Annotated in this window: 19 protein-coding genes; 7 read left to right on the top strand and 12 right to left on the bottom strand. The window is 65.0% G+C overall.

Translation table 11 applies throughout. From position 1 onward, the window contains the following. The first annotated feature begins 284 nt into the window (after positions 1-284). The 5 genes from ACEN9H_RS29680 to prsR all read left to right on the top strand — a co-directional run bounded on the left by ACEN9H_RS29680 (position 285) and on the right by prsR (position 8,040). Positions 285-1,268, top strand: coding sequence for a glycosyltransferase family 2 protein (locus tag ACEN9H_RS29680; protein ID WP_413673061.1), 984 nt, complete (start codon positions 285-287; stop codon positions 1,266-1,268). Between the two features lie 331 nt (positions 1,269-1,599). Next, the gene (locus tag ACEN9H_RS29675) at positions 1,600-2,889 is read left to right on the top strand and encodes a nucleotide sugar dehydrogenase (protein WP_056134137.1); all 1,290 of its coding nucleotides are present in this window, start codon (positions 1,600-1,602) and stop codon (positions 2,887-2,889) included. A 261-nt stretch (positions 2,890-3,150) separates the two neighbouring features. Beyond that, positions 3,151-4,533 (top strand): TIGR03013 family XrtA/PEP-CTERM system glycosyltransferase, encoded by a 1,383-nt coding sequence (locus tag ACEN9H_RS29670; protein ID WP_229412297.1) that lies wholly within the window; start codon positions 3,151-3,153, stop codon positions 4,531-4,533. Positions 4,534-4,564: 31 nt separating this feature from the next. After that, the gene (gene prsK, locus ACEN9H_RS29665) at positions 4,565-6,667 is read left to right on the top strand and encodes an XrtA/PEP-CTERM system histidine kinase PrsK (RefSeq protein ID WP_413673060.1); all 2,103 of its coding nucleotides are present in this window, start codon (positions 4,565-4,567) and stop codon (positions 6,665-6,667) included. A gap of 11 nt (positions 6,668-6,678) precedes the next feature. Next, positions 6,679-8,040 (top strand): PEP-CTERM-box response regulator transcription factor, encoded by a 1,362-nt coding sequence (gene prsR / locus ACEN9H_RS29660; protein ID WP_413673059.1) that lies wholly within the window; start codon positions 6,679-6,681, stop codon positions 8,038-8,040. Here prsR and ACEN9H_RS29655 read toward each other — a convergent pair. Then, positions 8,024-8,227 carry a hypothetical protein gene (locus ACEN9H_RS29655; protein ID WP_413673058.1) on the bottom strand — a complete coding sequence of 68 codons (204 nt, stop codon included), beginning with the start codon at positions 8,225-8,227 and terminating at the stop codon, positions 8,024-8,026. The genes prsR and ACEN9H_RS29655 overlap by 17 nt on opposite strands. 48 nt (positions 8,228-8,275) lie before the next feature. On the opposite strand from ACEN9H_RS29655, the gene ACEN9H_RS29650 reads away from it, so the two are divergent. Next, positions 8,276-9,481, top strand: coding sequence for a right-handed parallel beta-helix repeat-containing protein (locus ACEN9H_RS29650; RefSeq protein ID WP_413673057.1), 1,206 nt, complete (start codon positions 8,276-8,278; stop codon positions 9,479-9,481). Here ACEN9H_RS29650 and ACEN9H_RS29645 read toward each other — a convergent pair. The 7 genes from ACEN9H_RS29645 to ACEN9H_RS29615 all read right to left on the bottom strand — a co-directional run bounded on the left by ACEN9H_RS29645 (position 9,456) and on the right by ACEN9H_RS29615 (position 16,304). Beyond that, positions 9,456-10,310 carry a hydrolase 1, exosortase A system-associated gene (locus ACEN9H_RS29645; RefSeq protein WP_413673056.1) on the bottom strand — a complete coding sequence of 285 codons (855 nt, stop codon included), beginning with the start codon at positions 10,308-10,310 and terminating at the stop codon, positions 9,456-9,458. The two genes, ACEN9H_RS29650 and ACEN9H_RS29645, sit on opposite strands and share 26 nt — an antisense overlap. After that, positions 10,300-11,163 carry a hydrolase 2, exosortase A system-associated gene (locus ACEN9H_RS29640; RefSeq protein ID WP_413673055.1) on the bottom strand — a complete coding sequence of 288 codons (864 nt, stop codon included), beginning with the start codon at positions 11,161-11,163 and terminating at the stop codon, positions 10,300-10,302. The genes ACEN9H_RS29645 and ACEN9H_RS29640 overlap by 11 nt, the downstream gene beginning before the upstream one ends. Beyond that, a complete protein-coding gene (locus ACEN9H_RS29635; RefSeq protein WP_036231460.1) occupies positions 11,160-11,411 on the bottom strand; it encodes an acyl carrier protein in 252 nt (83 codons plus the stop codon). Before ACEN9H_RS29635 ends, ACEN9H_RS29640 begins: the two co-directional genes overlap by 4 nt. 51 nt (positions 11,412-11,462) lie before the next feature. Continuing rightward, the gene (locus ACEN9H_RS29630; protein WP_413673054.1) at positions 11,463-12,923 is read right to left on the bottom strand and encodes an oligosaccharide flippase family protein; all 1,461 of its coding nucleotides are present in this window, start codon (positions 12,921-12,923) and stop codon (positions 11,463-11,465) included. Positions 12,924-12,959: 36 nt separating this feature from the next. Continuing rightward, the gene (locus ACEN9H_RS29625) at positions 12,960-13,883 is read right to left on the bottom strand and encodes a hypothetical protein (protein WP_160406989.1); all 924 of its coding nucleotides are present in this window, start codon (positions 13,881-13,883) and stop codon (positions 12,960-12,962) included. 57 nt (positions 13,884-13,940) lie between these two features. Beyond that, the gene (locus ACEN9H_RS29620; protein WP_160406986.1) at positions 13,941-15,047 is read right to left on the bottom strand and encodes a glycosyltransferase family 4 protein; all 1,107 of its coding nucleotides are present in this window, start codon (positions 15,045-15,047) and stop codon (positions 13,941-13,943) included. A 117-nt stretch (positions 15,048-15,164) separates the two neighbouring features. Beyond that, positions 15,165-16,304, bottom strand: a complete 1,140-nt coding sequence (locus tag ACEN9H_RS29615; RefSeq protein WP_413673053.1) for an acyltransferase family protein — start codon at positions 16,302-16,304, stop codon at positions 15,165-15,167. 265 nt (positions 16,305-16,569) lie between these two features. Here ACEN9H_RS29615 and ACEN9H_RS29610 point away from each other — a divergent pair, with 265 nt between their 5' ends. Beyond that, positions 16,570-17,580: a polysaccharide deacetylase family protein gene (locus tag ACEN9H_RS29610; RefSeq protein WP_056134163.1), complete on the top strand. Its 1,011-nt coding sequence runs from the start codon at positions 16,570-16,572 to the stop codon at positions 17,578-17,580. Here ACEN9H_RS29610 and ACEN9H_RS29605 read toward each other — a convergent pair. From ACEN9H_RS29605 to ACEN9H_RS29590, 4 genes are all read right to left on the bottom strand, one after another. Then, positions 17,534-18,604, bottom strand: coding sequence for a GNAT family N-acetyltransferase (locus ACEN9H_RS29605; protein WP_413673052.1), 1,071 nt, complete (start codon positions 18,602-18,604; stop codon positions 17,534-17,536). The genes ACEN9H_RS29610 and ACEN9H_RS29605 overlap by 47 nt on opposite strands. Then, complete coding sequence (locus ACEN9H_RS29600; protein ID WP_413673051.1) at positions 18,601-19,827, bottom strand: aminotransferase class I/II-fold pyridoxal phosphate-dependent enzyme; 1,227 nt, start codon at positions 19,825-19,827, stop codon at positions 18,601-18,603. Before ACEN9H_RS29600 ends, ACEN9H_RS29605 begins: the two co-directional genes overlap by 4 nt. A gap of 55 nt (positions 19,828-19,882) precedes the next feature. Continuing rightward, positions 19,883-20,932 carry a hypothetical protein gene (locus tag ACEN9H_RS29595; protein ID WP_413673050.1) on the bottom strand — a complete coding sequence of 350 codons (1,050 nt, stop codon included), beginning with the start codon at positions 20,930-20,932 and terminating at the stop codon, positions 19,883-19,885. Positions 20,933-21,149: 217 nt separating this feature from the next. Beyond that, positions 21,150-22,370, bottom strand: a complete 1,221-nt coding sequence (locus ACEN9H_RS29590) for an acyltransferase family protein (protein WP_413673049.1) — start codon at positions 22,368-22,370, stop codon at positions 21,150-21,152. Positions 22,371-22,765 lie beyond the last annotated feature (395 nt).

Raw genomic sequence — 22,765 nt, 5'->3', positions numbered from 1 at the left:
GGAGCGCAATGCCGGATAACTTTGGGACTCGTCTGTAAATATCGGCCGCGCTATAAGATCATGATTTCATAGGGAAGGTAAAAGCAAGTCAAACTTGGCGAAGCGTGGTAAAAATACCAACCTTGTGCCTCCGAAGCCAAGGGTCGTGGGTTCGATCCCCGCCAGCCGCGCCATGCCTTCCTGTCCCCCGCACACCGTAGTGCCCGTTTCCTTCCGGATTTGCTGCAAATGTGTCAACATTCGACACTGCAGCCGATTTTCCAGCCATTTCAAAGAGGACGACGATGAGCGCCAAGGTTTTTGTGGTGATAGTGACCTACAACGGATCCAAGTGGGTGACCCCGTGCTTTTCCAGCCTGCGCAAGTCGACCGTGCCGCTGCACACGATCGTCATCGACAACGGATCGAAGGACGACACGCTGGCGCGCATCGCGGCCGAGTATCCGGAAGTGGAGGTCGTCGCTACCGGAACGAACCACGGGTTCGGCAAGGCCAACAACATCGGCATGGAAATGGCGTACCAGCGCGGCGCGGACTATGTCTTCCTGCTCAACCAGGATGCCTGGATCGATCCGGACGCGGTGCAAAAGCTCGTCGAGGCGCAGCAGCGGCATCCCGCCTATGGCGTCATCAGCCCGATGCACCTGAATGGCGCCGGCGACGGCCTCGATTACGGCTTTTCGAACTACATCGCGCCGAACAAATGCCGGGGCTTGTACTCGGATCTCTTCCTCGGCCGCCTGAAGGACGTGTACGACGTCGGCTTCGTGAATGCCGCCGCCTGGCTGGTGACGCGCGCCTGCATGGAAAAGGTGGGCGGCTTCAGCCCGTCGTTCTTCCACTACGGCGAGGATGACAATTACACGCAGCGCCTGCAGTTCCACAAACTGAAGCTGGGCGTCCTGCCCACATCGCGCATCTATCACGACCGCGAACAGCGCCCGCCCAGCAAATTCTTCGAATCGGGCGAAACCTTCCGGCGCGAAGTCATCGCGCGCAGCTCGAACCCGAACACGCATTTCTCCTTCGGCCGCGAGTGGGTGTCCGTGTTCGCCCACCTCGGCTATGCACTGGCGCGCGTGAACATGCAGGACGTCAAACTGCAACTGGCCAAGATCCGCCTGCTGGCCGGCATCGACAAGGCGGCCATCGCCGCCAACCGCGAGCGCAGCAAGACCGGCCGCGCCGCTTTCCTTGATCTCGACGCCGGCAACGGCGCCGCCTACCCGGAAAGCATGGCATTACGGCAAGTTACTAGCGCTCAATAACCATGCTTACAACACTCCGGGACGTAAGGACAAGGTATTGCTTGCCTGTTTAGACCGCAGCCACTTATTCTGCTGTTCTCGGCGTGTTTCGATTCATGCGCACGGTATGTCTTGTTGCTAACTTGTAATCGATAAAATGTTATTATCTCATCAGCACGGCGGTGAGGATTCGTGAAAATTCGATGGGCTCCCACGATGTGAACGTTGGTCTGCAAACGACGATGGCACAAGGCGCCGTTGTCGGCAAGGCGAGTTGACTCGTCGAACGGGCAGGCGTTTTCCGTGCTGACTCAAAGTTATCGTAATAGCAACCAAGCGGAACGGAATCAATATGAAGCCAGACGAGGTCATCGCAGTAGTGGGATTGGGTTATGTAGGTTTGCCGCTGGCTGTCGAGTTCGGCAAGCTCGGCCCGACGATCGGGTTCGATTTGTCGACGACAAAGGTCGAGAGCTACAAGAAATTTGTCGATCCCGCCGGTGAGGTGTCGACTGAGCAATTGCGTTCGGCGCGCCACCTGAGCGTCACCACCGATCCGGCCGCGCTGGCCCAGGCCGACTACATCCTGATCGGCGTTCCGACCCCCGTCGACATCGCCCACGTGCCCGACTTCGCGCCGCTGATCAGCGCCAGCGAGACCGTCGGCAAGCACATGAAGCGCGGTGCGATCGTCATCTATGAATCGACCGTGTATCCGGGCGCGACCGAGGAAGTCTGCATCCCCGTCCTGGAAAAATTCTCCGGCATGAAGTGGAAGGATGGCTTCCACGTCGGCTTCTCGCCCGAGCGCATCAACCCGGGCGACAAGGAACACACGCTGACCAACGTGATGAAAGTGGTGTCCGGCGACGACGCGGCGACCCTGGAGCGCGTGGCGGCCATGTACGAGACCGTCGTCAAGGCCGGCGTGCATCGCGCGTCCAGCCTGAAGGTCGCGGAAGCGGCCAAGGTCATCGAGAACACGCAGCGCGACCTGAACATCGCGCTGATGAACGAACTGGCGATCATCTTCGACAAGATCGGCATCGATACGCTGGAAGTGCTGAAGGCCGCCGGCACGAAATGGAACTTCCTGCCGTTCCGTCCGGGCCTGGTGGGCGGCCACTGCATCGGCGTCGACCCGTACTACCTGACGCACAAGGCCGAGATGATCGGCTACCACCCGCAGGTGATCCTGGCGGGGCGCCGTATCAACGACGGCATGGCCAAGTTCGTGGCCGAAAAGACCGTCAAGTCGATGATCTCGGCGGGCTTCCACGTCAAGGGTTCGAAAGTCAACGTGATCGGCCTGACGTTCAAGGAAAATTGCCCGGACCTGCGCAATTCCAAGGTCGCGGACATTGTGTACGAGCTACAGTCTTACGGTGTCGAAGTGCACGTGCACGACCCAGTGGCCGAAGCGGACGAAGCGCAGCATGAATACGGCATCGCACTGGAGCGCTGGGAAGACCTGCCGAAGGGGGATGCCCTCATCGTTGCGGTGCCGCACAAGGAAGTGCTGGCGCGTTCGCTGACGGATTTCCAGTCCAAGCTGAACGACGGCGGCTGCTTCGTCGACGTCAAGGCGCAGTTCGATCCGAACGGGATCCGCGAGGCTGGCTACTGCCTCTGGCGTTTGTAATGTATCGCCGGCATCCGCAGCTGCGGATGCCGTGACTATTCGATGGGTCGTGCCGAGGGCAGGCCGCTTGGACCCCGAGCCTTGCCGTTTTGCATGTGATGATGACAATGACAGTTCCAGGCTATTTCCGGCCTTGTTTTATTTCCTTGAGTCAAGAACTTTTGGGAACGCGCACGCGTATCCCGGCTCAACTATTGGTTGTGCAAATCAGCAATAACAGCTACACCGGAGGCAATTGTGCTTAGGATTTCTAATCACTATGTGTCGAAGATCGTATTCGTCCTGCTGTTCGTCGAAGTGTTGGTGCTGCTTGGCGCAGCCTACATCGGCGCGACGGTGCGGTTCATGGAACTGGGACAGAACGCGTCCCTGCCCAACCTCGACCATCACTTCTTTACATCTGCCATCGCATTTACCGCCGCGATCATCTTCAGCATGAGCGCCATGGGCATGTACCAGCTCGACTTCAACGAAGGCCTGCGCCATCCGTTCTTCATGAAGCTGATGCCCTCGTTCCTGATGGGCTTCCTGATCCTGACGCTGGTGTTCTACGTGGCGCCCGACCTGTATTTCGGCCGCGGCATCATGGCGCTCGTGTTCGGCATCGCCGCGGGCGGCATCTTCCTGGCGCGCATGGTGTTCTTCAAGTCGTCCGAGCTGCGCTTCCTGGAAACCCGCATCCTGTTCCTGGGCAGCGGCCCGCTCGCCAAGGAATGCAGCGACCTGGCGATGCAGAGCACCAGCTACCACCGCTACAACATCGCCGGCTTCGTGCCGACGCCGACCGAGGAATTGTGCGTGCCGGGGACCAGCCTGCTGAAGTCGCGCGAGGGCGAATCGCTCGTCGCGCTGGCGCGCCAGTACAACGTCGAGGAAATCGTCGTCTCCGTGCAGAACCGCCGCGGCGGCTTCCCCATCAAGGATTTGCTCGAGTGCAAGCTGCAGGGCTTCAAGGTCACCGACGCCGCCACTTTCTTCGAGCGCGAGACCTGCCAGATCCGCGTCGATTCGCTGCAGCCGTCGTGGCTCGTGTTCGGCGGCGGCTTCGACCAGAGCTTCGTGCGCACGTTCATGAAGCGCAGCTTCGACATCATCTGCAGCCTGATCATCATGATGCTGACGCTTCCGCTGATGCTGCTGGCGGCGCTGGCCGTCAAGCTGGAAGACGGCGGTCCCGTGTTCTATTCGCAGGAACGGATCGGCAAGGATGGCGCCGCGTTCTTCGTCCACAAATTCCGCAGCATGCGCACCGACGCGGAAAAGGGCGGCAAGCCGCAATGGGCGCAGCAGAACGATCCGCGCATCACGCGCGTCGGCAATTTCATGCGCAAGACGCGTATCGACGAGCTGCCGCAGGTGCTCAACGTGCTCAAGGGCGACATGTCGTTCGTGGGCCCGCGCCCGGAGCGCCAGTACTTCGTCGACCAGCTGATCGAGGTGGTCCCGTATTACAACGTGCGTCACAGCGTCAAGCCGGGCATCACCGGCTGGGCCCAGGTGCGCTACGGCTACGGCTCCTCGGCCGAGGACGCGCTGCAGAAGCTGCAGTACGATCTGTACTACGTGAAGAACAACAGCCTGTTCCTGGACGTCCTGATCCTGATCGACACCCTGAAGGTCGTCCTGTTCCGCAGCGGACGCTGATGTTCCCTGCGGCCGCATCGTGCCCAGTAACGTGATCAATATCGCTGCTTCCAGCTACGCACTGGCCGCCACCGGCTTCCTCGCACTGGGCCTGTCGGTCCTGTCGGGCTGGCACGGCCGTGTCCAGCGCGGCACGCTGAGCGCCGCCTGCCTGGCGACGGCGGCATGGGCCGCGGCGCTGGGCCTGGATGCGGTCCAGGAGATCCTGTGGAACACGGGCACGGCCGCGCTCGAGGTGCTGCGCGACGGCGCCTGGTCGCTGTTCCTCGTGGCCCTGCTCGGCGACTGGCGCAGCGACGCGGACGGCCAGCCGGCCCGCCTGATCCTCGGCCGCTTCCCCGCGCCGCGCGCGGGACTGCTGGGGGCGGGATGCGTCTATCTGCTGCTGCTGACCGGCGTCGGCGTCGGCCACTGGGACAACGACCTCCTGCCCGTGCTCGGGCTGCCGCTGCTGATCGGCTATGTCGGCCTGTCCGTGTACGGCATGCTGCTCGTCGAGCAGGTCTACCGCAACAAGACCATCGAAGAGCGCTGGGCGATCAAGTTCGCCTGCCTGGGCATCGGCGGCATGTTCGCCTACGACTTCTACATGTACAGCAATGCGCTGCTGTTCCGCAAACTGAGCGCGGACCTGTGGACGGCGCGCGGCTTCGTCAACGCGCTGACGGTGCCGCTGATCGCGCTGTCGATCACGCGCCGCAAGTCGTGGACGACGTCGTTCGCCGTGTCGCGCCGCGTCGTCTTCCATTCGGCCGCGCTGTTCGGTTCCGCGATCTACCTGCTGGCCATGGGCTCGGTCGGCTACTACCTGCGCTACGTGGGCGGCAGCTGGGGCACGGTGATGCAGACGGGCTTCCTGTTCGGCGCCATTTCCCTGCTGGGCGTGATCCTGTTCTCCGGCACGGCGCGCTCCTGGCTGAAGGTCACGATCAGCAAGCACTTCTACCGCTACAACTACGACTACCGCGAAGAGTGGATGCGCTTTACCCGCACGCTGTCCGAGCGCGGCCCGAACCTGGGCGAGCGCGCGATCCAGGCGCTGGCCGTGCTCGTCGAAAGCCCCGGCGGCACCTTGTGGCAGCGCGATGCCGGCGGCCGCTTCACGGTGATGGCGGGCTGGCCGACGGTCGACACCCACGTGAGCGAGCTGGCCAACGCGCCGTTCTGCCGCTTCCTGGAAAGCACGCAGTGGGTCGTCGACGTCGACGAATACGTCGAGCGCCCCGACAAATACGAAGGTCTCGCCTTGCCCGACTGGCTGCTGGACTCCCCGCGCCGCTGGCTCGTCGTGCCGCTGATGCTGCAGGAAAAACTGTTCGGCTTCGTCGTGCTGCAGCGCGCGCGCAGCCCGGTGAAACTGAATTGGGAAATCATCGACCTGCTGGAGATCGCCGGCAGCCAGGCCGCCAGCTACCTCGCGCAGGAAGACGCCGCCAACGCGCTGATGGTGGCGCGCCAGTTCGAGTCGTTCAACCGCATGTCGACGTTCGTCGTGCACGACCTGAAGAACCTCGTCGCCCAGCTGTCGCTGATGAACGCGAACGCGGAGAAGCACAAGGACAACCCCGAATTCCAGCGCGACATGCTGGAGACGCTGAACCACTCCGTGCAGAAAATGAAGCTGCTGCTGCAGAAGCTGTCGCGCAGCGAGAATGCCGACAAGCCGCAGCCGCTGGCCGTCGACGACGTCGTGCGCCAGGCGCTGGCCCTCAAGAGCGCGTTCGAGCCGCATCCGCAACTGCTCGTCGAGCAGGCGGGCCTCTCGGTGCTGGCCGACCGCGAGCGCCTGGAGCGCGTGCTGGGCCACCTGATCCAGAACGCGATCGAGGCGACGCCGCGCGACGGCAACGTGATGGTCCGCGTGGCCCTGCCGGCCGATGGGCGCGCGGACGCCGTCGAGGTCGAGATCACGGACACCGGCGAAGGCATGACGGAAGAATTCATCCGCGAGCGCCTGTTCAAGCCGTTCGACTCCACCAAGTCGGCCGGCATGGGCATCGGCGTGTTCGAAAGCCGCGAATACATCACCGAGCTGGGCGGGACGCTGGACGTGTCCAGCCAACCCCGACTCGGTACCACGTTCAAGGTCGTCCTGCCGCTGCACTGCGTCGCGGCCGCCGCGACGATCGCCTGAAAGAAGACACCATGACCCAACAAAAACCCAAGCTGTTGATCATCGAAGACGATCCGGGCCTGCAGAAGCAGCTGCGCTGGAGCCTGGACGCGTACGACGTGGTGGTGGCCGGCGACCGCGAGGCGGCGCTGGCACAGATCCGCCGCCACGAGCCGGCTGTCTGCACGATGGACCTCGGCCTGCCGCCCGATCCGGACGGCTCCACCGAAGGCCTGGCCACCTTGCAGCAGATCCTGGCGCTGGCGCCGGACACGCGCGTGATCGTCCTGACGGGCAACCAGGACCATGCCAATGCCGTCAAGGCGATCGGCATGGGCGCCTACGATTTCCACCAGAAGCCGGTCGATCCGGAAGTGCTGAACCTCGTGATCCAGCGCGCCTTCTTCCTGCACAACCTGCAGCAGGAAAATCGCCGCATGCAGCAGTCGCAGGCCGATTCGCCCATGGCCGGCGTGATCTCGCGCGACCCGGGCATGCTCAAGGTGTGCCGCACCATCGAGAAGGTGGCGCCGACGTCCGCGTCCGTCATGCTGCTGGGCGAATCCGGTACCGGTAAAGAAGTGCTGGCGCGTGCCATCCACGCGCTGTCGCCACGCGCGAAGGAGCGCTTCATGGCGATCAACTGCGCGGCGATTCCGGAAAACCTGCTCGAGAGCGAGTTGTTCGGCTACGAGAAGGGCGCTTTCACGGGCGCCGCCAAGCAGACCAAGGGCAAGGTGGAGCTGGCCCACGGCGGCACGTTCTTCCTCGACGAGGTCGGCGACCTGCCGATGGCGCTGCAGGCCAAGCTGCTGCGCTTCCTGCAGGAGCGCGTGATCGAGCGCATCGGCGGCCACGAAGAGATTCCCGTCGACGTGCGCATCGTCTGCGCGACGCACCAGAAGCTGAAGGACTTGTGCGCGCAGGGCCGCTTCCGCGAAGACCTGTATTACCGCCTGTCCGAAATCGTCGTGACGATCCCGCCGCTGCGCCAGCGCGAGGGCGATGCGGCGCTGCTGGCCCATCACTTCAAGAACAAGTTCTGCGCGCAGGAATCGCGCCCGTCGCTGCACTTCGCGCCGGACGCGCTGGCCGCGATCGAAACCTACCAGTGGCCCGGCAACGTGCGCGAGATGGAAAACTGCATCAAGCGCGCCGTCATCATGGCCGACGCGAACACCATCGTCGCCGACGATCTCGGCCTGCCCGACACGGGTGTCGAGGAAGAGCCGCTGAACCTGCGCCAGGTGCGCGACGAAGCCGAGTACAAGGCCATCGCCCGCGCGCTCGCGCGCACGGACGGGAACATCGTCAAGGCGTCCGAGATGCTGGGCGTCAGCCGGCCCACCTTGTACGACCTGATGGGACGCCACGGCATCAAGGCCAGCGCGTGACGCCGGCAAAGCTGGCGCGCCGCGGCCTGCTGGCGGCGGGCGTACTTGCCGTCGTGGCGGGCGGCGTGCTGCTGGCCGCCATCGACCACGTCGGGCGCGCGCCGCGCACGCTCGCGCCGTACATCGAAAAACGCAGCAGCGGCCACAATCCGCTCATCGAGAACACGGGCCGTCGCGTCGCCGCCATCCTGACGTCGCTCGACCGCGGCGCGCCGGCGCGCCGCCCGCGCGGCTGGTGCTCGCGGCCGGCGCCCAGCCGCGGCCCGTCGGGCAGGACGGCGCCGGCATCCAGGTCGCCACGCCCGAGGCCTTGCGCGCGGCGCTCCTGCAGGCGTCGCCGGGCGACGTCATCACGCTGGCGCCGGGCACCTACCGGTTCCAGGGCAAGAGCATCGACGTACCGCGCCCCGGCCGGGCCGATGCGCCCATCGTCGTGCGCGCGGCGCAGCCGGGCACCGTGCACATCGAACTCGAAACGCTCGAGGGCTTCGTCGTCGGCGCGCCGTACTGGCGCTTCGAAAACCTGAACATCGACGGCGTGTGCCGGGCCGACGACGACTGCGAACACGCCTTCCACGTCATCGGCAACGGCCACCACTTCGCGAGCGTCAACAACACGATCCGCGACTTCAACGCGCACATCAAGATCAACGGCGCCGGCGGCCGCTTTCCGGACGACGGCCTGATCGAACACACGACCCTCACCGCCACGCGCGCGCGCGCGACCGCCAATCCGGTCACGCCCGTCGACCTCGTGGCGGCCAGCGGCTGGACGCTGCGCGCGAACCTGATCACCGACTTCGCCAAGCGCGACGGCAACCAGGTCAGCTACGGCGCGTTCGCCAAGGGCGGCGGCAGGAACAACGTCTTCGAGCGTAACGTCGTGTGGTGCGAACAGGTGCTGCGCGGCCTGCCGGGACAGCGCGTGGGCCTGTCGCTGGGCGGCGGCGGCACGGGGCACGAATTCTGCCGCGACGGCCGCTGCATCACGGAACAGGAGGGCAGCACCCTGCGCGCCAACCTGATCGTTGGCTGTTCCGATGCGGGCATCTACCTGAACAAAGCGGCGGGGAGCAAGGTCTTCGACAACACGCTCGTCGACACGTCCGGCATCGACGTGCGCTATCCGGCCAGCAGTGCGCAGGTGGACGGGAACCTCGTCGACGGCCCGATCCGCGCGCGCGACGGCGGCATCGTGCACCTGGGCGACAATCGCGCGACGCCGCTGTGGCGCGCCTACCTGGGCAGCCATCCCGTGCGTGGCCTGTTCCGCGCGCCGGACGCCGGCGATTTCATGTGGCGCGACGACGCGCCGCTGCGCGCCGAGGCGGATGAGGGAGAACGGCCGGCGGACGCGCTCGACCTGTGCGGCACGCGCCGCGCTTCTCCCGTCGTGTATGGCGCCTTCGCCCGCTTTACGGGGTGCCTGGCAACGCCGTGACCCACTCGCGGGTCCACTCGGCGACCTGGTCGCGCCACGCGCGGCGCGAGAACGTGTGGTCGGCCTCCTCGAGGCGGCGCCACGTGACGCGCGGCGTGGCGAGGAGGCGTTTCCAGGCCGGCGTCGAGCCGGTCACGTCGCAGAACTCGCGGCCCGTCAGGTCGGCGCCGCCGATCACGAGCAGGGTCTCGCCCTTGAACCCGTGCAGGCCCTGGCGCATGCGCTCGGGCAGCGACGCCGTCGCACCCTGGTCGGGTGGGCGTCCCGCGAGCGCGGTTCGCACGAGTTTCAGCATCGACGACAGCGAGCCCGCGTAATCGAACTGGCCGCGCGCCAGCTTGCGCCAGAATTCCGGGCTGCGCAGGCGGTCGCGGTAATGGTGTTTCAACGTCGTGCGGGCGACGCCGTCGTCCGTGCGCACCCAGGGGTTCAGCAGCACGAGGCCGCGCACGCGCGCATCGCCCGGCGCATACATCGCGGCCGCCGACGCGCCGTCGCACAAGCCCCACAGCACGACGTCGGTGAGGCTCGGTACGGCTTCGACGAAGGCGTCGAGCGCGGCGCGGATGTCGTCCTGGATCGCTTCGAAATCGCGTTCTTCTCCATCGCTGTCGCCCATGCCGCGGTAATCGAAGCGCATCGCGGCGATGCCGTGGGCGGCGAGATGGCGCGCCAGCAGGGCGAACTGGCGGTGGCTGCCGATGCGGTATTGCGGACCGCCGACGACGATCAGCACGCCGCGCTTACACGCCTGCGCGGGGACGGACGCGATCCCGACCAGCGCCGCGTCGCCGCAGCGGAACGACAGGGCGCGTTCGTCATACGACATGGGCGCGCTCCAGGGTGGCGTCGACGGTCGCGTCGAGCAGGGCCGGACAGGTCGAGATGCCGGTCGTGGCCCAGAACGGCGCGCCTGTCACCGTGTGCACGTGCAGTTGTGTGCCGCGCGCTTCCCAGGCCGCCTTGACGCGGGCCGCGGCCGGTCCCGGCGCCTGCCCCGGCGCGCCGAGCACCTCGAACCAGTGCGCGGGCACGGGCGGGATCATCGCATCGGGCGCGGGCAGGGCGTCGATGGCAAGCGCCAGTGCGGGCGTGAGATCGTAGCCCGCGATTTCCAGCGTTTCCCCGGCCTGCAGCGCGGCACGCAGCGCCTTCGTGCCGCTCTGCGCGCCCGCATCTTCGCCCAGCATCGCGTTCGCGGTGCGCAGGCGCAGGAACTGGGTCAGGTAAGTGGATCCCGCGGCCACCGGCTGCCACAGCAGCATGGGCGCGAGCGGGACATCCGTCGTGCGCGCATGGTCGAGCGCAAAGTCGAGCGCAAGCAGGGTGCCGAGGCGCAGGCCCCACAGCGTGAGCGGGGCGTCGACGCGCGCGCGCAGCCAGGCGGCGCCCGTGTCCAGGTCCTGCTTCCACAGGTCCCAGCGGGCGTCAGCGAAGTCGCCCGCGCTGTCGCCGGTGCCGAGCAAATCGATCTGCAGCACGCCAACCCCGTGCGCGGCCAGGCGGCGCGCGCCGAGGGCGGCCATGCGGCGGGTGCGGTTGAGTTCTTCGGCGAACGGCGGCACGTACAGGACGGCGCCGCGGCAGGGGCCCGTGGGCTGGTGGAACAGGCAGAAGCGCCGGTCCGCGCCGCTGCCGAGGAAGAACGGTTCCGTGTCCACCTCGGCCCGATCCGGTGTCATTCGGCGCGTTTCGCGGCCACGAAGTCGGCCAGGCTGCCCAGGGTTTCGAAGGTGCTGGCGCTCAGGTCGTCGTCGTCGATGGCGATGCCGAAGCGTTCTTCGAGGGCGCCGATCAGGCTGACGACGGCCATCGAGTCGAGTTCGGGCAGGCTGCCCAGCAGGGGGGAGTCGGCGTTCAGGCGCTGGCCGGCATCGCCCAGGCTCAGCACGTCGATCAGGGTCGCTTTGACTTCGTCGAGATACGTCATGATGGTCATTCGGTTCAGTAAGCGCCACGCCACGAGAGGGCGAGCGGTCGATTATACATTCGGGCGCAACAGGGCCAGCCGGGCTTTCAACGGTGCGGCCAGACGATGCACTTCGCCCACCAGTTCGTGGCGCGTGGCGCGCAGCAGGAGGTACCAGGCCAGGGCCAGCGGCAGCATCATCACGAGCAGCCGCGCCATGGCCGGGATGGACGCCGGCAGCAGCGCCGCCAGCAGCCAGGCGACCGCGCCGGTGCCCAACGCCACGACGGCGCTGGGCAGCAGGGCGCGGAACATCATCGCGGTCGTGAGGCCGAAATACCGGCTCTGCTGGATCGCGGTGACGGGGGCGCTGGCGACCGTTGCGAAGAACAGCGCCCAGGCGAATCCGTTCAGGCTGCCGTCGAACAGCAGCACGCCGAACAGGATGCGGGTCGCCAGGGTGACGACGACCGGGAAGGCGCTCAGGTAGGGACGGCCGATCGCCGTCACCGCCATCGGTATGTAGTTGAAGGCGAGCGTCACGACGGCGGCCAGCACGAGCGGCAGGATCGCCGGCACGCACTCGATCCATTTGGCGCCGTACAGCGCGACGACGACGTCCTGGCCCAGCACGGCCGTCAGCGCCAGCGCGGTCCAGCCGACGCCCGTCAGCAGCAAGGTGGAACGGGCGAGGATCGGCGCCAGCGATTCGCCCTTGTGATACGTCTGGGCCAGATACGGGACGGCGCCATAGTTCATCGTCGAACCGGCCACGTAGCTGAAGATCGACACGGTGGAATTCGCCCGGCTCAACAGGCCCACGTGGCGCGCCGAGCCCAGTTTGCCGAGCAGGATATCGGGAATCGAGTTGTTCAGCGTCGTCGCGCAGTTCGTCACGAGCGAGCCGACGCCGAAGTGCGCCACGCTCTTCCAGTGGCGGAAGCCCGGCAGCCACGGCATGCCTTTCGGGCGTAGCGGCACGTAGGCGATGCCGCAGGCGACGATGTTGATCAGGTTACCCCAGGCCATCGACATGGCGCCGTGGCCCATCTCGCCGAGGATCAGCGTGCTGGCGCAGAAGCACACGGTGCCGACGACGTGGACGACGGCCTGTTTCTCGGCCTCGTAGTGACGGGCGAGCAGGGCGCCCGTGACGGTGCCGAACGGGATGAACACGAAGCCGATGGCCAGCACGCGCATCACCGGCACGATGCCCGGTTCCTTGAACCACATGCCGAGCCAGCCGCTGGCCGCGAACAGGGCGGCCGCGATGACCCACGATGTCGTGAACACGACGCCGGTCGCCGAGCGGATCTTGTCGTTGTCGAGATCCGGTTCGCGCTGCAGGTAATAGCTGACGCCGAAGTCGCGGAACACCTGGGCGAAATTCACGAACACGACCGTCATCGAATAGATGCCGATCTCGCTCGGGCTCAGGATCCGGGCCAGCAGGATGCTGACGATGAACTGCAGGACCTTGGTGCCCGACGTCGCGAAGAAATTGATGACCAGCGAACGACGCAAATCTGCCATGACAACGCAACCAAGGAGAGAAAAACGCGCCGGGTATCAGGCCGGCGCGTTGGAGATCAGGTGGATGGCCTGGCGCGACGTCGTCTTGTACTTGTTATTGATGAAGCGCATCGGCCCGATGAAGTGGAAGAACGCCGTCTCCGCCGTGGCGCAGTCGGGCGTGCCGTATTTCGGGAACGGCAGCGATTTCGCGGCGAACGCGTTCGCCACCAGGTAGTTCGAGGTCACCTGTTCGGTACCCCAGCGTTTCCAGTCCTCGCCCAGCTTGCCCGTCATGCGGCGCGAGAAGTCGAGCAGGTTGTCGCGCATCGTCGTCGACGGCGGGAACCCCGTGAAGCCGGAGCAGCCGCGCACGTAGCGGGCATCGCCCGGCAGGCCGACGTTGGCCATCTCGGCTTCCGACAGGGTCTGGATGTGCGCGCCCGGCTTCACCTTCGGCAGCGCGTGGGCGCGGACCGCGTCCAGCGGGCGGATCGGCGTGTCCGGGATTTCGCCCAGCACGAAGCCGGCGCCGGCCTGGATGGCCTGCAGCACTTCCGGGATCGGCTGCATGGTCAGCGTATCGGCATCGAGCTGGATGACGTAGCTGTCCAGCGCATAGCCGGAAATCGCGAACAGGCGCTCCCAGGTGCCGCCGCGCGGGATGTCGGGATGGGTGAATTCGCCCGCCTCGCGCAGGATCAAGTGCGGCAGGTGGTGCTTCAGCACGGCGCGGTCGTTCTCGTCGATCGACGGATCGCACACGACCACGATGCGCGACGGATTCAGGAAATGGGTAAACGACTTGACCGCGACCAGGTAGGAATGGACGTCGCGCTGGTGCACCATCGACAGCAGCGTGAAGGGCAGGTCGCCGCGCTTGACGGGGCGGGTGTCCAGGATCTGGCGTGCGACTTTCTGGTACTGCCATCGGAAATAGTCTCGCCTGACGCGCTGGACCACCCTCTCGACTAAAGACATTCCTCGGGACTCCCTTTTCTGCTGATCAAATTCAAAGCGGTTGCGTTTGCTGGGCAATCATAGGAACCGCGCAATGTGTGCAGCGAACTCCTTGCTTTGACGCACAACATTATATGCGGTATCGACGTGCGCACGCGCGTAGTTACCATGCATTTTTGTCATTTCCGGATCGTCGACATAGCGCAGCACGGCCTGCGTGAAACCCGCGAAATCGTCCAGGCCGATCACGGCGCCGGTCTTGCCGTCGAGGATCGTTTCCTTCGGGCCCAGTGCGGCGCTGGCGACGACGGGGATGCCGCAGGCCATGGCCTCGACGATCGCATTGCCGAAGCTTTCGCGCTCGGCCGCGTGCACGAGCAGGTCGGCGGCGCGGTAGTACGGCACGAGGTCGTTCTGGCGGCCGGCGAACACGCAGACGTCGGCGAGGCCGAGTTCTTGCGCAAGCTGTTTCCACTGCGCGGCCGGTGGGCCGTCGCCCACGTAGATGAAGCCGATGCGCTTGGCCGGGCGCGCGTCGATGACGTCGCGCACCACTTGCAACAGCCGGTCCACGCGCTTTTCCGGGCGCGCCTGCGAGACGGCCAGGATCCAGAAGCGGTCGGGGTCCAGGCCCAGCTGCGCGCGCGCTTCGTTGCGGTCGCCGGGGTGGAACTTGACCGAATCGACCGAATTGCGCATCAGGACCACCTTGTCGCGCGGAAGCTTCTGGTAATTCAGCAGGAAGTTTTCCTGGGCGACGGAATTGGCGAGGTGCAGGTCGTGCTGCTGCATGCGCAGCACGCGCCGCAGCAGGAATTTCGCCACTTTCTTGATAGCGCCGTCTCGCTGGCGCGGGTCGAAACTGTCGTTTTCCGTGTTGATCGTGCGCACGCCCAGGCGGCGCAGCAGGTCCAGGCACACGGTGTTCGACAGCGCGCTCATGAAGACCATGACTTTCACGTCATGGGTGCGCACGAATTGTTCGATCGCGGCCCGTCCGGCCGGCGAGGTGTCGTAGCAATCCAGTTCGACGGGTTGCAAATTCTTCGGCTGGTAGCTGGGATTGCCGGTCAGCTTGGGAAACGCCATGTACACGTTCGCCCGCTCGCGCAGGTCGGCACTCGCGCGGTCGCGCACGGCGGCGGTGAAATTCCATACATACCCCGTATCGTCGGGATAACGCATGGTGAATACGACTCCTGGCTTGTCCGCTGCGGCCACCCTGTTCTCCGGCAATTTTGTTCGACCGGCTTTAGTTTCACTTTGACAACAACCGGCGCGAAATTATAGCCTATTGATAAGCTATCTAAAATGCAACACTTGTAACGTGCGCGCCTCGCCATGCTTCTTTGGCCCCAAGAAGTTCCTCAGCGGCAATTCAAAGAACCGGTAGCTCATGTGCGCCAGCAACAAAATGGCGGCTTCGAACAGCACCAGCGCGGCCACGAAGAACAGGACCGGGTGGTTGTTGAAGAACGGCAGTGCCCGGGCGGCCGCACCCAGGGCTTTTGCAAACACGTGCAGCAGCAGGCTGTGCCACAGATAGATCGAATACGAGATGTCGCCGATCCAGACCAGGACCGGATGATGCAGCCAGTGGCCGCCGCCGGTACCCATGCTGGCCGCATACACGAGCGCGCAAAAGCCCACGAAGGCGAGCATGTCGGCATACGGCGACGGTACGAACAGCAGGACCAGGAAGACCGCGGCCAGCGCGCCGTTGGCGGCAGCGTCGGCGAACGATGCCATGCGCCGGTGCCGGACGATCGCATACAGGCACGCGCCGGCGCAAAATCCGATCAGGCAGCGGAAGAATGCGAAACCGACCGTCAGGTTTGCGCTGCCGAAATGCATGGCCAGGAACGCGAACAGCCCGAGGATGACCGGCAGGGCGAGCACCGCCGCGGTGTTCGAGAAATAACGGCGGGCCAGCGGAATCGCAAACGGGAACACGATATACGTCCACCATTCGACGCTGATCGACCACGAAGGCTGGTTCCACGTCGTGTGGTTGAAGAATCCCATCGCGTGCAGGAGCAGCAGGTGGGCGGTAATCGACCAGTCAGGGTTTTCCTGGGCCTGCTTGATCCCGATGGCGGCCAGGCCGACATACACGAGCAGCAACAGCAGGTGCAGCGGATAGACGCGCGCGAACCGCGCGCGCAGGAACCGCATGTAGCTGCCGGCCCTGACGGCATCCGCGAAATGCCTGCCGTACGCATGGCTCATCACGAAACCGCTCAGGACGAAAAAGAAATCCACGAAGAGGTAGGTGTGCACGGCAAAATCGCGGAACAGGGATCCCTGCTGTAAAGGGGGGAACACGTCGCCCCAGATGACGATCAGGTGCGCCAGCACCGTGCACAGGGCAGCGATACCCCGGAGGGACGTCAGCGCATCGAATTTGAAATCGGATACCGGATTTTCGTGTTTGGCAGGCATCATGGTTTCCGATTCTTTCATTGATTGTCTGCGCAGCGGGCACGACCGCAAGTGTAGCAGCGTGAACCGCCTGATCTGCCATATTCTTACGCAGGTGTTGTAATGAAATCATCTTGTTCAGCCAGGTCCCGATTGCCGCACGGTTGATACTTAACAATAAGCTGTTGTGCTAGGATTGCAACATTTTTAGCGGCATCAACAAGAACGCCCGACGGCCATATTTATCGTGGCAACGTCGGGGGCATGGGACGCAAGAACGCAAGTAATGTTAACAAAAGCTCAGCATGTGCCGGCACAACTGGCACCCGGACAGCGTCCAGTCCTGCTCGTGATCGTCGACACCGAGGGCGAATTCGCCTGGGACCAACCGTTCAATCGCAGTGCGATCGGGACGACCTCGATCGCCAGCCAGCCGCTGATGCATGCGCGCGTGTTCGACGAGTTCGGCATCCTGCCCACTTACATGGTCGACTGGCCGGTCGCCACGACGCCCGGCGCGGTCGCGACGCTGCGCCGCCTGCTCGATGCGAAGCGCTGCGAGATCGGCGCCCACCTGCACCCGTGGGTCTCGCCCCCGTACGAAGAAGCGCTGTCGGATTTCAATTCGTATGGCGGCAACCTGCCGCGCCAGCTCGAATACGACAAGCTGCGCCTCCTGACCGAAACCATCGCCGACGCGTTCGGTCGCCAGCCGCTCGCATTCAAGGCCGGCCGCTACGGCCTCGGTCCGCACACGGCCGAGTCGATCGCCTCGCTCGGCTACGAGATCGATGCGAGCGTCGTCCCCTACAGCGCGTTCACGGAAGACGGCGGGCCGGATTTCCGCACGTTCGACGAGCACCCGTTCTGGTTCCAGGCGGGGCGGCGCGAACTGCTCGAATTGCCCGTCACGACCGGCTACTGCGGCTGGCTGCGCCACGTCGGGCCGCGCCTGTACGACCTCGCCCAGCGCCGCTGGGCACGGCGCCTGCGCCTGGGCGGTGTGTTGGCGCGCTCGCGCGCGCTGGAGCGCGTGCGCCTGAGTCCCGAAGTGGCGTCCGGCGCCGAGATGCGCCGCCTGACCGAGGCGTTGCTGGCCGGCGGCTGCCAGGTCTTTTCGCTGACGTACCACAGCCCGTCGATGATGCCGGGCCATACGCCGTACGTGCGCTGCGAGGCGGACCTCGAGCGCCTGATCACGACGGTGCACGATTATTGCGCGTGGTTCCGCGACCGCGTCGGCGGCGAGTTCATGAGCCTGTCGCAGCTGCGGCAGGCGCTGGCGGCGCAGCGCTGACGTCACCTGTGCGGCGTGCCGCCAGCGCATGCAGGCGGCCCAGCCACGGCCAGCGGTAGCCGTTCAAGTGGTACATCGTGCGGATCTCGTCGGTCCAGCGGGTGTGCCATTCCATCACCCGTCCATAGAATTCGATGCGCTCGAACCGGCCTTCGTCGAACAGGCCGCGCGTCGCTTCCTCGCGCATCAGCAGGGCCGGCGACAGCTGCGGACCGAGCCCCTCGTCATAGGCCGTCTTGAGGATCACGATGCAGCCGCCGCCTTCGACGCACAGGTCCATCGCGGCCAGGCGCGGGCCGTCCGGGCCGTCGAACCAGTAGCGGTAGACGCTGGCCGCATCGCGCCGCGCGAACGCTTCCAGCATCGCGCGGTAGAAGCGGCCCTGGTCGTTGTCGGCGGCGACGGCGGTGCCTTCGGACGCCTTCCAGCCGCTCGTCTCCAGCCGGCCGTAGTCGGCGACGGCAGCGGCCATCAGCGCGGGATCGCGCACGATTTCGAGGCGCGGCGCGATGCCGTCCTGGCGCAGGCGGTTGCGCTGCTTTTTGAGGTTGTTGCGCAGGTTCTTGCCGCGCGCGTTCCAGTAGTCGTCGAAGGATCCCTGCAGCGTGATGCGCGCCGTCTCGATGTAGTCGAAGCTGTGCGGCCCGGCCGGGCGTGCCGTCAGCATCGGGTCGCACTGCGTGAGGCCCAGCATCAGCGCGGGACCGGGCAGCGCGCGCAGCAGATCCGCGAGCAGGCCGTCGGCGGGACGGGTATCGCGCTGCAGCCACAGGCCGACGGGCGCCTGCGCGGGCTGGAACGTGTTCCAGACGCCGGGGCGGCCCGGGGCCACGATCGTCATCGCGTCCGTATCATCGCCCCGGCCGTGCCAGGCGAGCAGCTCGCGGCCCGTGCCGAACACGTCGAGCAGCGGCTGCACGAAGTCAAAGGCGAGCAGCGGCGATGCTGCGCCGGCCGCGTGCAGGCGCTGCCAGCGCGCGGCGTGCTGCGCGAACTCGCGCGCAGGGACGACAGTCCAGTTCATGCCGGCACCGCCGCGCAGGTTTCCAGCGCCTGGCGCACCTGCGCGTGCAGCCATGCGCGTTCGCCGTCGTCGAGCGCCTGGTGGCACGGGAAGGCGATCAGGCGCCGGCCCAGGTCCGCGCTGTTGGCGCACACGTTCGCATCGACGCCCGCCCACAGGGTCGCGCCGAAGCGCGTCATCGGCACGCCGGCGCGCAGCAAGGCGTCGAACACGGCCTGCGGCCGGTCGACGAGCAGCGGGAACATCCATGGACAGGCGCCGTCGGGCAGGGTCGAATACAGCGGGCGGCAGCCGGGCACGCCGTCCAGCGCGCGCTGCAGGTCGAGGTAGTTGCGCCGCCGCCGCGCGACGATGCGCGCGGGCGACACCGCGAGCAGCACCGCGCGCGAGAACCAGGACGAACGCTTGTCGGCCCAGCGCGCATCGAACTCGAAGCTGCTGTCCGACGATGACGGCGCCAGCGCGGGCGCCGTCGTGCCGCCGCTCTTGTTGCCGCTCTTGCCGCCGCGTGATTTCAATGCGCCCCACAGCGCGCTTTTCGCGCGCAGCGGCAGCGCGAGCAGCATCCGCAGCACGGGCAGGCGGCCGTAGGCGAACGCCGCTTCGAGCGCGTTCAGCGCGGCCTTCATTTCGAAGCCGGCGCCGGCGCCGTGCAGGGCCACGTCCAGCCGGTGCCGGCGCGAGACCAGGCAGCCGCCTTCGTAGATCGGGAAGAATTTCATCGTGCTGCCGATCGCGTAGTCGCCCACGCTCCCCACCGCGACGCCGTCGCGCGCACCGAAGAAGCAATGGGCGCAATCCTCGACGAGGCCGATGCCGTGCCGGTCGCACAGCGCGCGCAGCAGCGTGAGGTCCTGCGGGATGCCGAAGAAGTGCGTGGCGAGGATCGCCTTGACCCGTCCCCTGGCGACGTGCGCTTCGATATCGGCCAGGTCGGGCGCCGTGTCCGGCCGCACGCGGTAGAACGCGACCTCTGCGCCGCACCAGTGCGCGGGCGGGACCATCGACGGGCTGTGATAGGCGGGCACCAGCACGACGTCGCCGTCACCCACGCCGAGCGCGCGCAAGGCGAGACCGATGGCGACGCGGCCGCTCGTGACGAGGCGCGCGTCGGCCCCGTCCAGCAGCGACGGCAGCGCGGCACGGCGCCCGCCCGAGAATGCGGCAAGCGACAGCACGGGAACGGGTGGAATGGCGCGGCGGACGGGAGCTGTTGACGTCATGCATTTAATATAACATGCGCCCCCGCTTCCGTGCCCCCGGCGCGGCCCTGGAATCTCAGGCGCAGGCCTCGACGTCGACCGCGGTGCCGGCCTCCTGGTGCTTCAGGCGCCACATGGCGTAGTTGTCGTAGACGGCCTGCTCGACCATGCGCGGCACGGCCTTCAGCAGGCTTCCCTTGAGCAGGACGTTGCGCGACGATTCGGCGCGCATCGGCATGGCGGCGGCAGCGGACAGGCCATCCGTCGCGAACCGGTCGGTGTTCTCGCTCAGGAATTCGCAGAGCCGGGCCAGGCGGCGCTGGTTGACGCAGTGCCGGCGCGTCCTGGACATCTGCTGGTCCGAGGTGTGCACGTACTCGAACGGATGGGTGAGGATCACGACCTGCTCGACGCCTTCGCGGTACGCCTGCTCCAGCAGCATGCGCGTCTCGGCAAAATTGCTGCCCGTGATGGTCAGGCTTTTGAGGTGGGTCTTTCCGGGCACCTTCCAGTCGCGGAAGGTCAGGATCGGGCATTCGATCACGCCATGGCGTTCGTGGCGGCCGCTGTACAGGCGATAGTTCTCGTCGCCGCTGTCGAACACGGCCACGCCGACATGGGAACTGTAAGGAATCCCCGCGCGGGCCTGGGCGCGATACAGCGCGTCGTCGTGGTGCAGGCTCCCGCTGCGGAACACCGTCGGCGCCGGCAATCCCCACGTGTGGAACGTCTCGAGCCCGTACTCCATCAGTTTGAGCGATGCGTCTTCGGCGCGGCCATAAAAGGCGTCGATGCCGGGCTTCGTGCGCACGCGCGCGCGTTCGCGCCAGTCCTCGTGCTGGAAGATGGTCCAGCATGGGTGCAGGTGCAACTGCACGTCGTGCCCTGCCGTATGCAGTCTTTCGGCGATGTCGCGCATGGGGTCGCGATGGAAGTAATGCCGGTTCAGGACCTCGACGAAAAAGGTCGCCGTGATCCCGTACTGCGCGAAGCAGTCGAGCATATAGCCCAGGCCCTGCGATTTGCAACCGCTCACGCACCAGACCCGCTGCTCGGCGACCGGGCACACCGTTTGATCGCGAAACGCGCCCGCGATGCTGAACTCGGTGTCAACGGTAATGGACACTTGGGTACGCATATTGACACCAGGGAAATTTGCTTAAATTCAGCATATATACGCCGGCGTAAATACACAAGTTACGGTTATGAAATGAAGAGATTGCGGCGTGAAAACAACAAATTTGCTGAAATGTATTTAAAAGCGAAATATCGACACATGCGGGGTGCATGCAGATGCATGCCCCGTACAGGTCGATGAAGTGGGGTAAAAGAAGGCCGACCTGTCAGATGTCGAGGCGTCGCTCGTGATCGCTGGTCGCCAGCGGTGCGGCCATAGGATAGTCCGGGACGATGGGGACGTCCTTGCCGTGTGCCGACTGTGCCTTATCCCTTTTGAATAACGTTTTCAGGATCCTGGACAAGACAAACTTCAGGGGTTCGCATTTCAGGGACAACCATGTCGCCGCAACGAATGGAGCGATATAGATGGCCAGAACGTAGAACGTGCCTTGGGGGACCTGGGCGACGGCCAGGATGGCCTTGCAGAAGTACATCAAAGGATAATGGAAGAGGTACAGGCCGAAGCTCGTTTCTGCCGTCGTACGGACGAGGCGTACCGTTTGTTCGGAAGGGCTCCTGAAAACCCGTTGCATGCGGGCGAAGCCGTAGATGTTCAGTGCGATGAAGAAGCCCACGACATAGCTCTGCGGCCAGAAATTGATGCCCCATGACTTCAGATTGGCCAGCGGGTAAGCGATCGGGAGAGCGGTAAAGATCTTCGATCCACCCATCATGATGTACAGGGTGAGGCATACGATGGAGACAAGCAGGGCACCAAGGCCCAGCCGTGTCCTGTCCGCTGACACGTGTTTGTGCAGTAAATGGAACAGACCTACGCCGAGGAGCCATACGGGAAAGGCGATGATGATGCCGGGCCCGGCAATACACATCACGAGACCTGCCATGGCAACGCGCTGCCATCCACGAAAATAGATCAGCGTCGCAAAAATTGCGTAGTACCAGAATTCATACGACAAAGACCAGAACGGCCCGTTCGTTCCCAGCCAGATATCCAGGAACCATATCTCGTTGAGGAACAGCGCCGTGATGCCGGAAGCCGCAATCCATTTGTAGGCCGGATACGGCTGCATCGGCGCATATGCCGACAACGCAAGCCATTGACCCACCGTATCGAGGACGAGAGTCAGGACAATTGCCGGCAGAGCGACCGACCACAGGCGGGCGAAGCGTGCAATGAAATAATCGACGATGTCCCGGCGCTTGCCCGTCGAAGAAAACGCGATCACGAAACCGGACAGTACGAAAAACACGGCGACGCCCAGGCCGCCATAGGTGCCGAAGAACGGGAGCCTGTAGTGCGAAAAGTGGCCAGCGTGGAAGAGATAGACCATCAACGCGGCGAAATACCTGAGCAGGTCCAGATACACCGACAGATTCGGCTGCAACACGTTCGCTGGGTGAGAAAAAGTTGCTTTGTTTTCCATTATTCTGCCGTAGCGGGGTCAATGTGACCGGCACCGCCGGCTGGTCAAGACCGCTTACGATAACCGGTTTTGCCAGAGGAATGTCATTGTTTGTTAAATTTGCAACATAAACGTTCTTGTTGTGTCAATTGCGACATCATGCCTTCCTGATGCCTTTATGGTTTTTTTCCGTATCGTTCGAGATAATCGGACTCCATGCTCTCGCATGTTCGCAGTGCGTTGTCGCCAGGCCTGAATGATGGCTTGAGTTGCTCCACCCAGCAGTGTTCGATGGCCTGTCGGTCTGCTTGCCTGGCCTCTTCCGGTCGTGAAGCGCTCGTCGTAAGCCACGCGGCGGCGATGAGCATGCAAAACGATGCCGCGCCGCCAAGCCAGCATACCGGTTTGATCACCGC

The sequence above is a fragment of the Massilia cellulosiltytica genome (assembly GCF_047325105.1).
Classification (GTDB): domain Bacteria; phylum Pseudomonadota; class Gammaproteobacteria; order Burkholderiales; family Burkholderiaceae_D; genus Telluria; species Telluria orientalis.
The sequence above is the reverse complement of the archived record's forward strand: the minus strand, read 5'-3'. Positions and strand labels throughout refer to the sequence as shown.

Bases quoted from the DNA above. Each gene is read 5' to 3' on its own strand.
- ACEN9H_RS29600 (WP_413673051.1), bottom strand. From the start codon at position 19,827: ATGACGTCAACAGCTCCCGTCCGCCGCGCCATTCCACCCGTTCCCGTG.
- ACEN9H_RS29590 (WP_413673049.1), bottom strand. From the start codon at position 22,370: ATGGAAAACAAAGCAACTTTTTCTCACCCAGCGAACGTGTTGCAGCCG.
- ACEN9H_RS29625 (WP_160406989.1), bottom strand. From the start codon at position 13,883: ATGTCTTTAGTCGAGAGGGTGGTCCAGCGCGTCAGGCGAGACTATTTC.
- prsR (WP_413673059.1), top strand. From the start codon at position 6,679: ATGACCCAACAAAAACCCAAGCTGTTGATCATCGAAGACGATCCGGGC.
- ACEN9H_RS29680 (WP_413673061.1), top strand. From the start codon at position 285: ATGAGCGCCAAGGTTTTTGTGGTGATAGTGACCTACAACGGATCCAAG.
- ACEN9H_RS29655 (WP_413673058.1), bottom strand. From the start codon at position 8,227: ATGGCGGCGACGCGACGGCCCGTGTTCTCGATGAGCGGATTGTGGCCG.
- ACEN9H_RS29635 (WP_036231460.1), bottom strand. From the start codon at position 11,411: ATGACGTATCTCGACGAAGTCAAAGCGACCCTGATCGACGTGCTGAGC.
- ACEN9H_RS29630 (WP_413673054.1), bottom strand. From the start codon at position 12,923: ATGGCAGATTTGCGTCGTTCGCTGGTCATCAATTTCTTCGCGACGTCG.
- ACEN9H_RS29605 (WP_413673052.1), bottom strand. From the start codon at position 18,604: ATGAACTGGACTGTCGTCCCTGCGCGCGAGTTCGCGCAGCACGCCGCG.
- ACEN9H_RS29640 (WP_413673055.1), bottom strand. From the start codon at position 11,163: ATGACACCGGATCGGGCCGAGGTGGACACGGAACCGTTCTTCCTCGGC.
- ACEN9H_RS29645 (WP_413673056.1), bottom strand. From the start codon at position 10,310: ATGTCGTATGACGAACGCGCCCTGTCGTTCCGCTGCGGCGACGCGGCG.
- ACEN9H_RS29610 (WP_056134163.1), top strand. From the start codon at position 16,570: ATGTTAACAAAAGCTCAGCATGTGCCGGCACAACTGGCACCCGGACAG.
- ACEN9H_RS29675 (WP_056134137.1), top strand. From the start codon at position 1,600: ATGAAGCCAGACGAGGTCATCGCAGTAGTGGGATTGGGTTATGTAGGT.
- ACEN9H_RS29620 (WP_160406986.1), bottom strand. From the start codon at position 15,047: ATGCGTTATCCCGACGATACGGGGTATGTATGGAATTTCACCGCCGCC.
- ACEN9H_RS29615 (WP_413673053.1), bottom strand. From the start codon at position 16,304: ATGCCTGCCAAACACGAAAATCCGGTATCCGATTTCAAATTCGATGCG.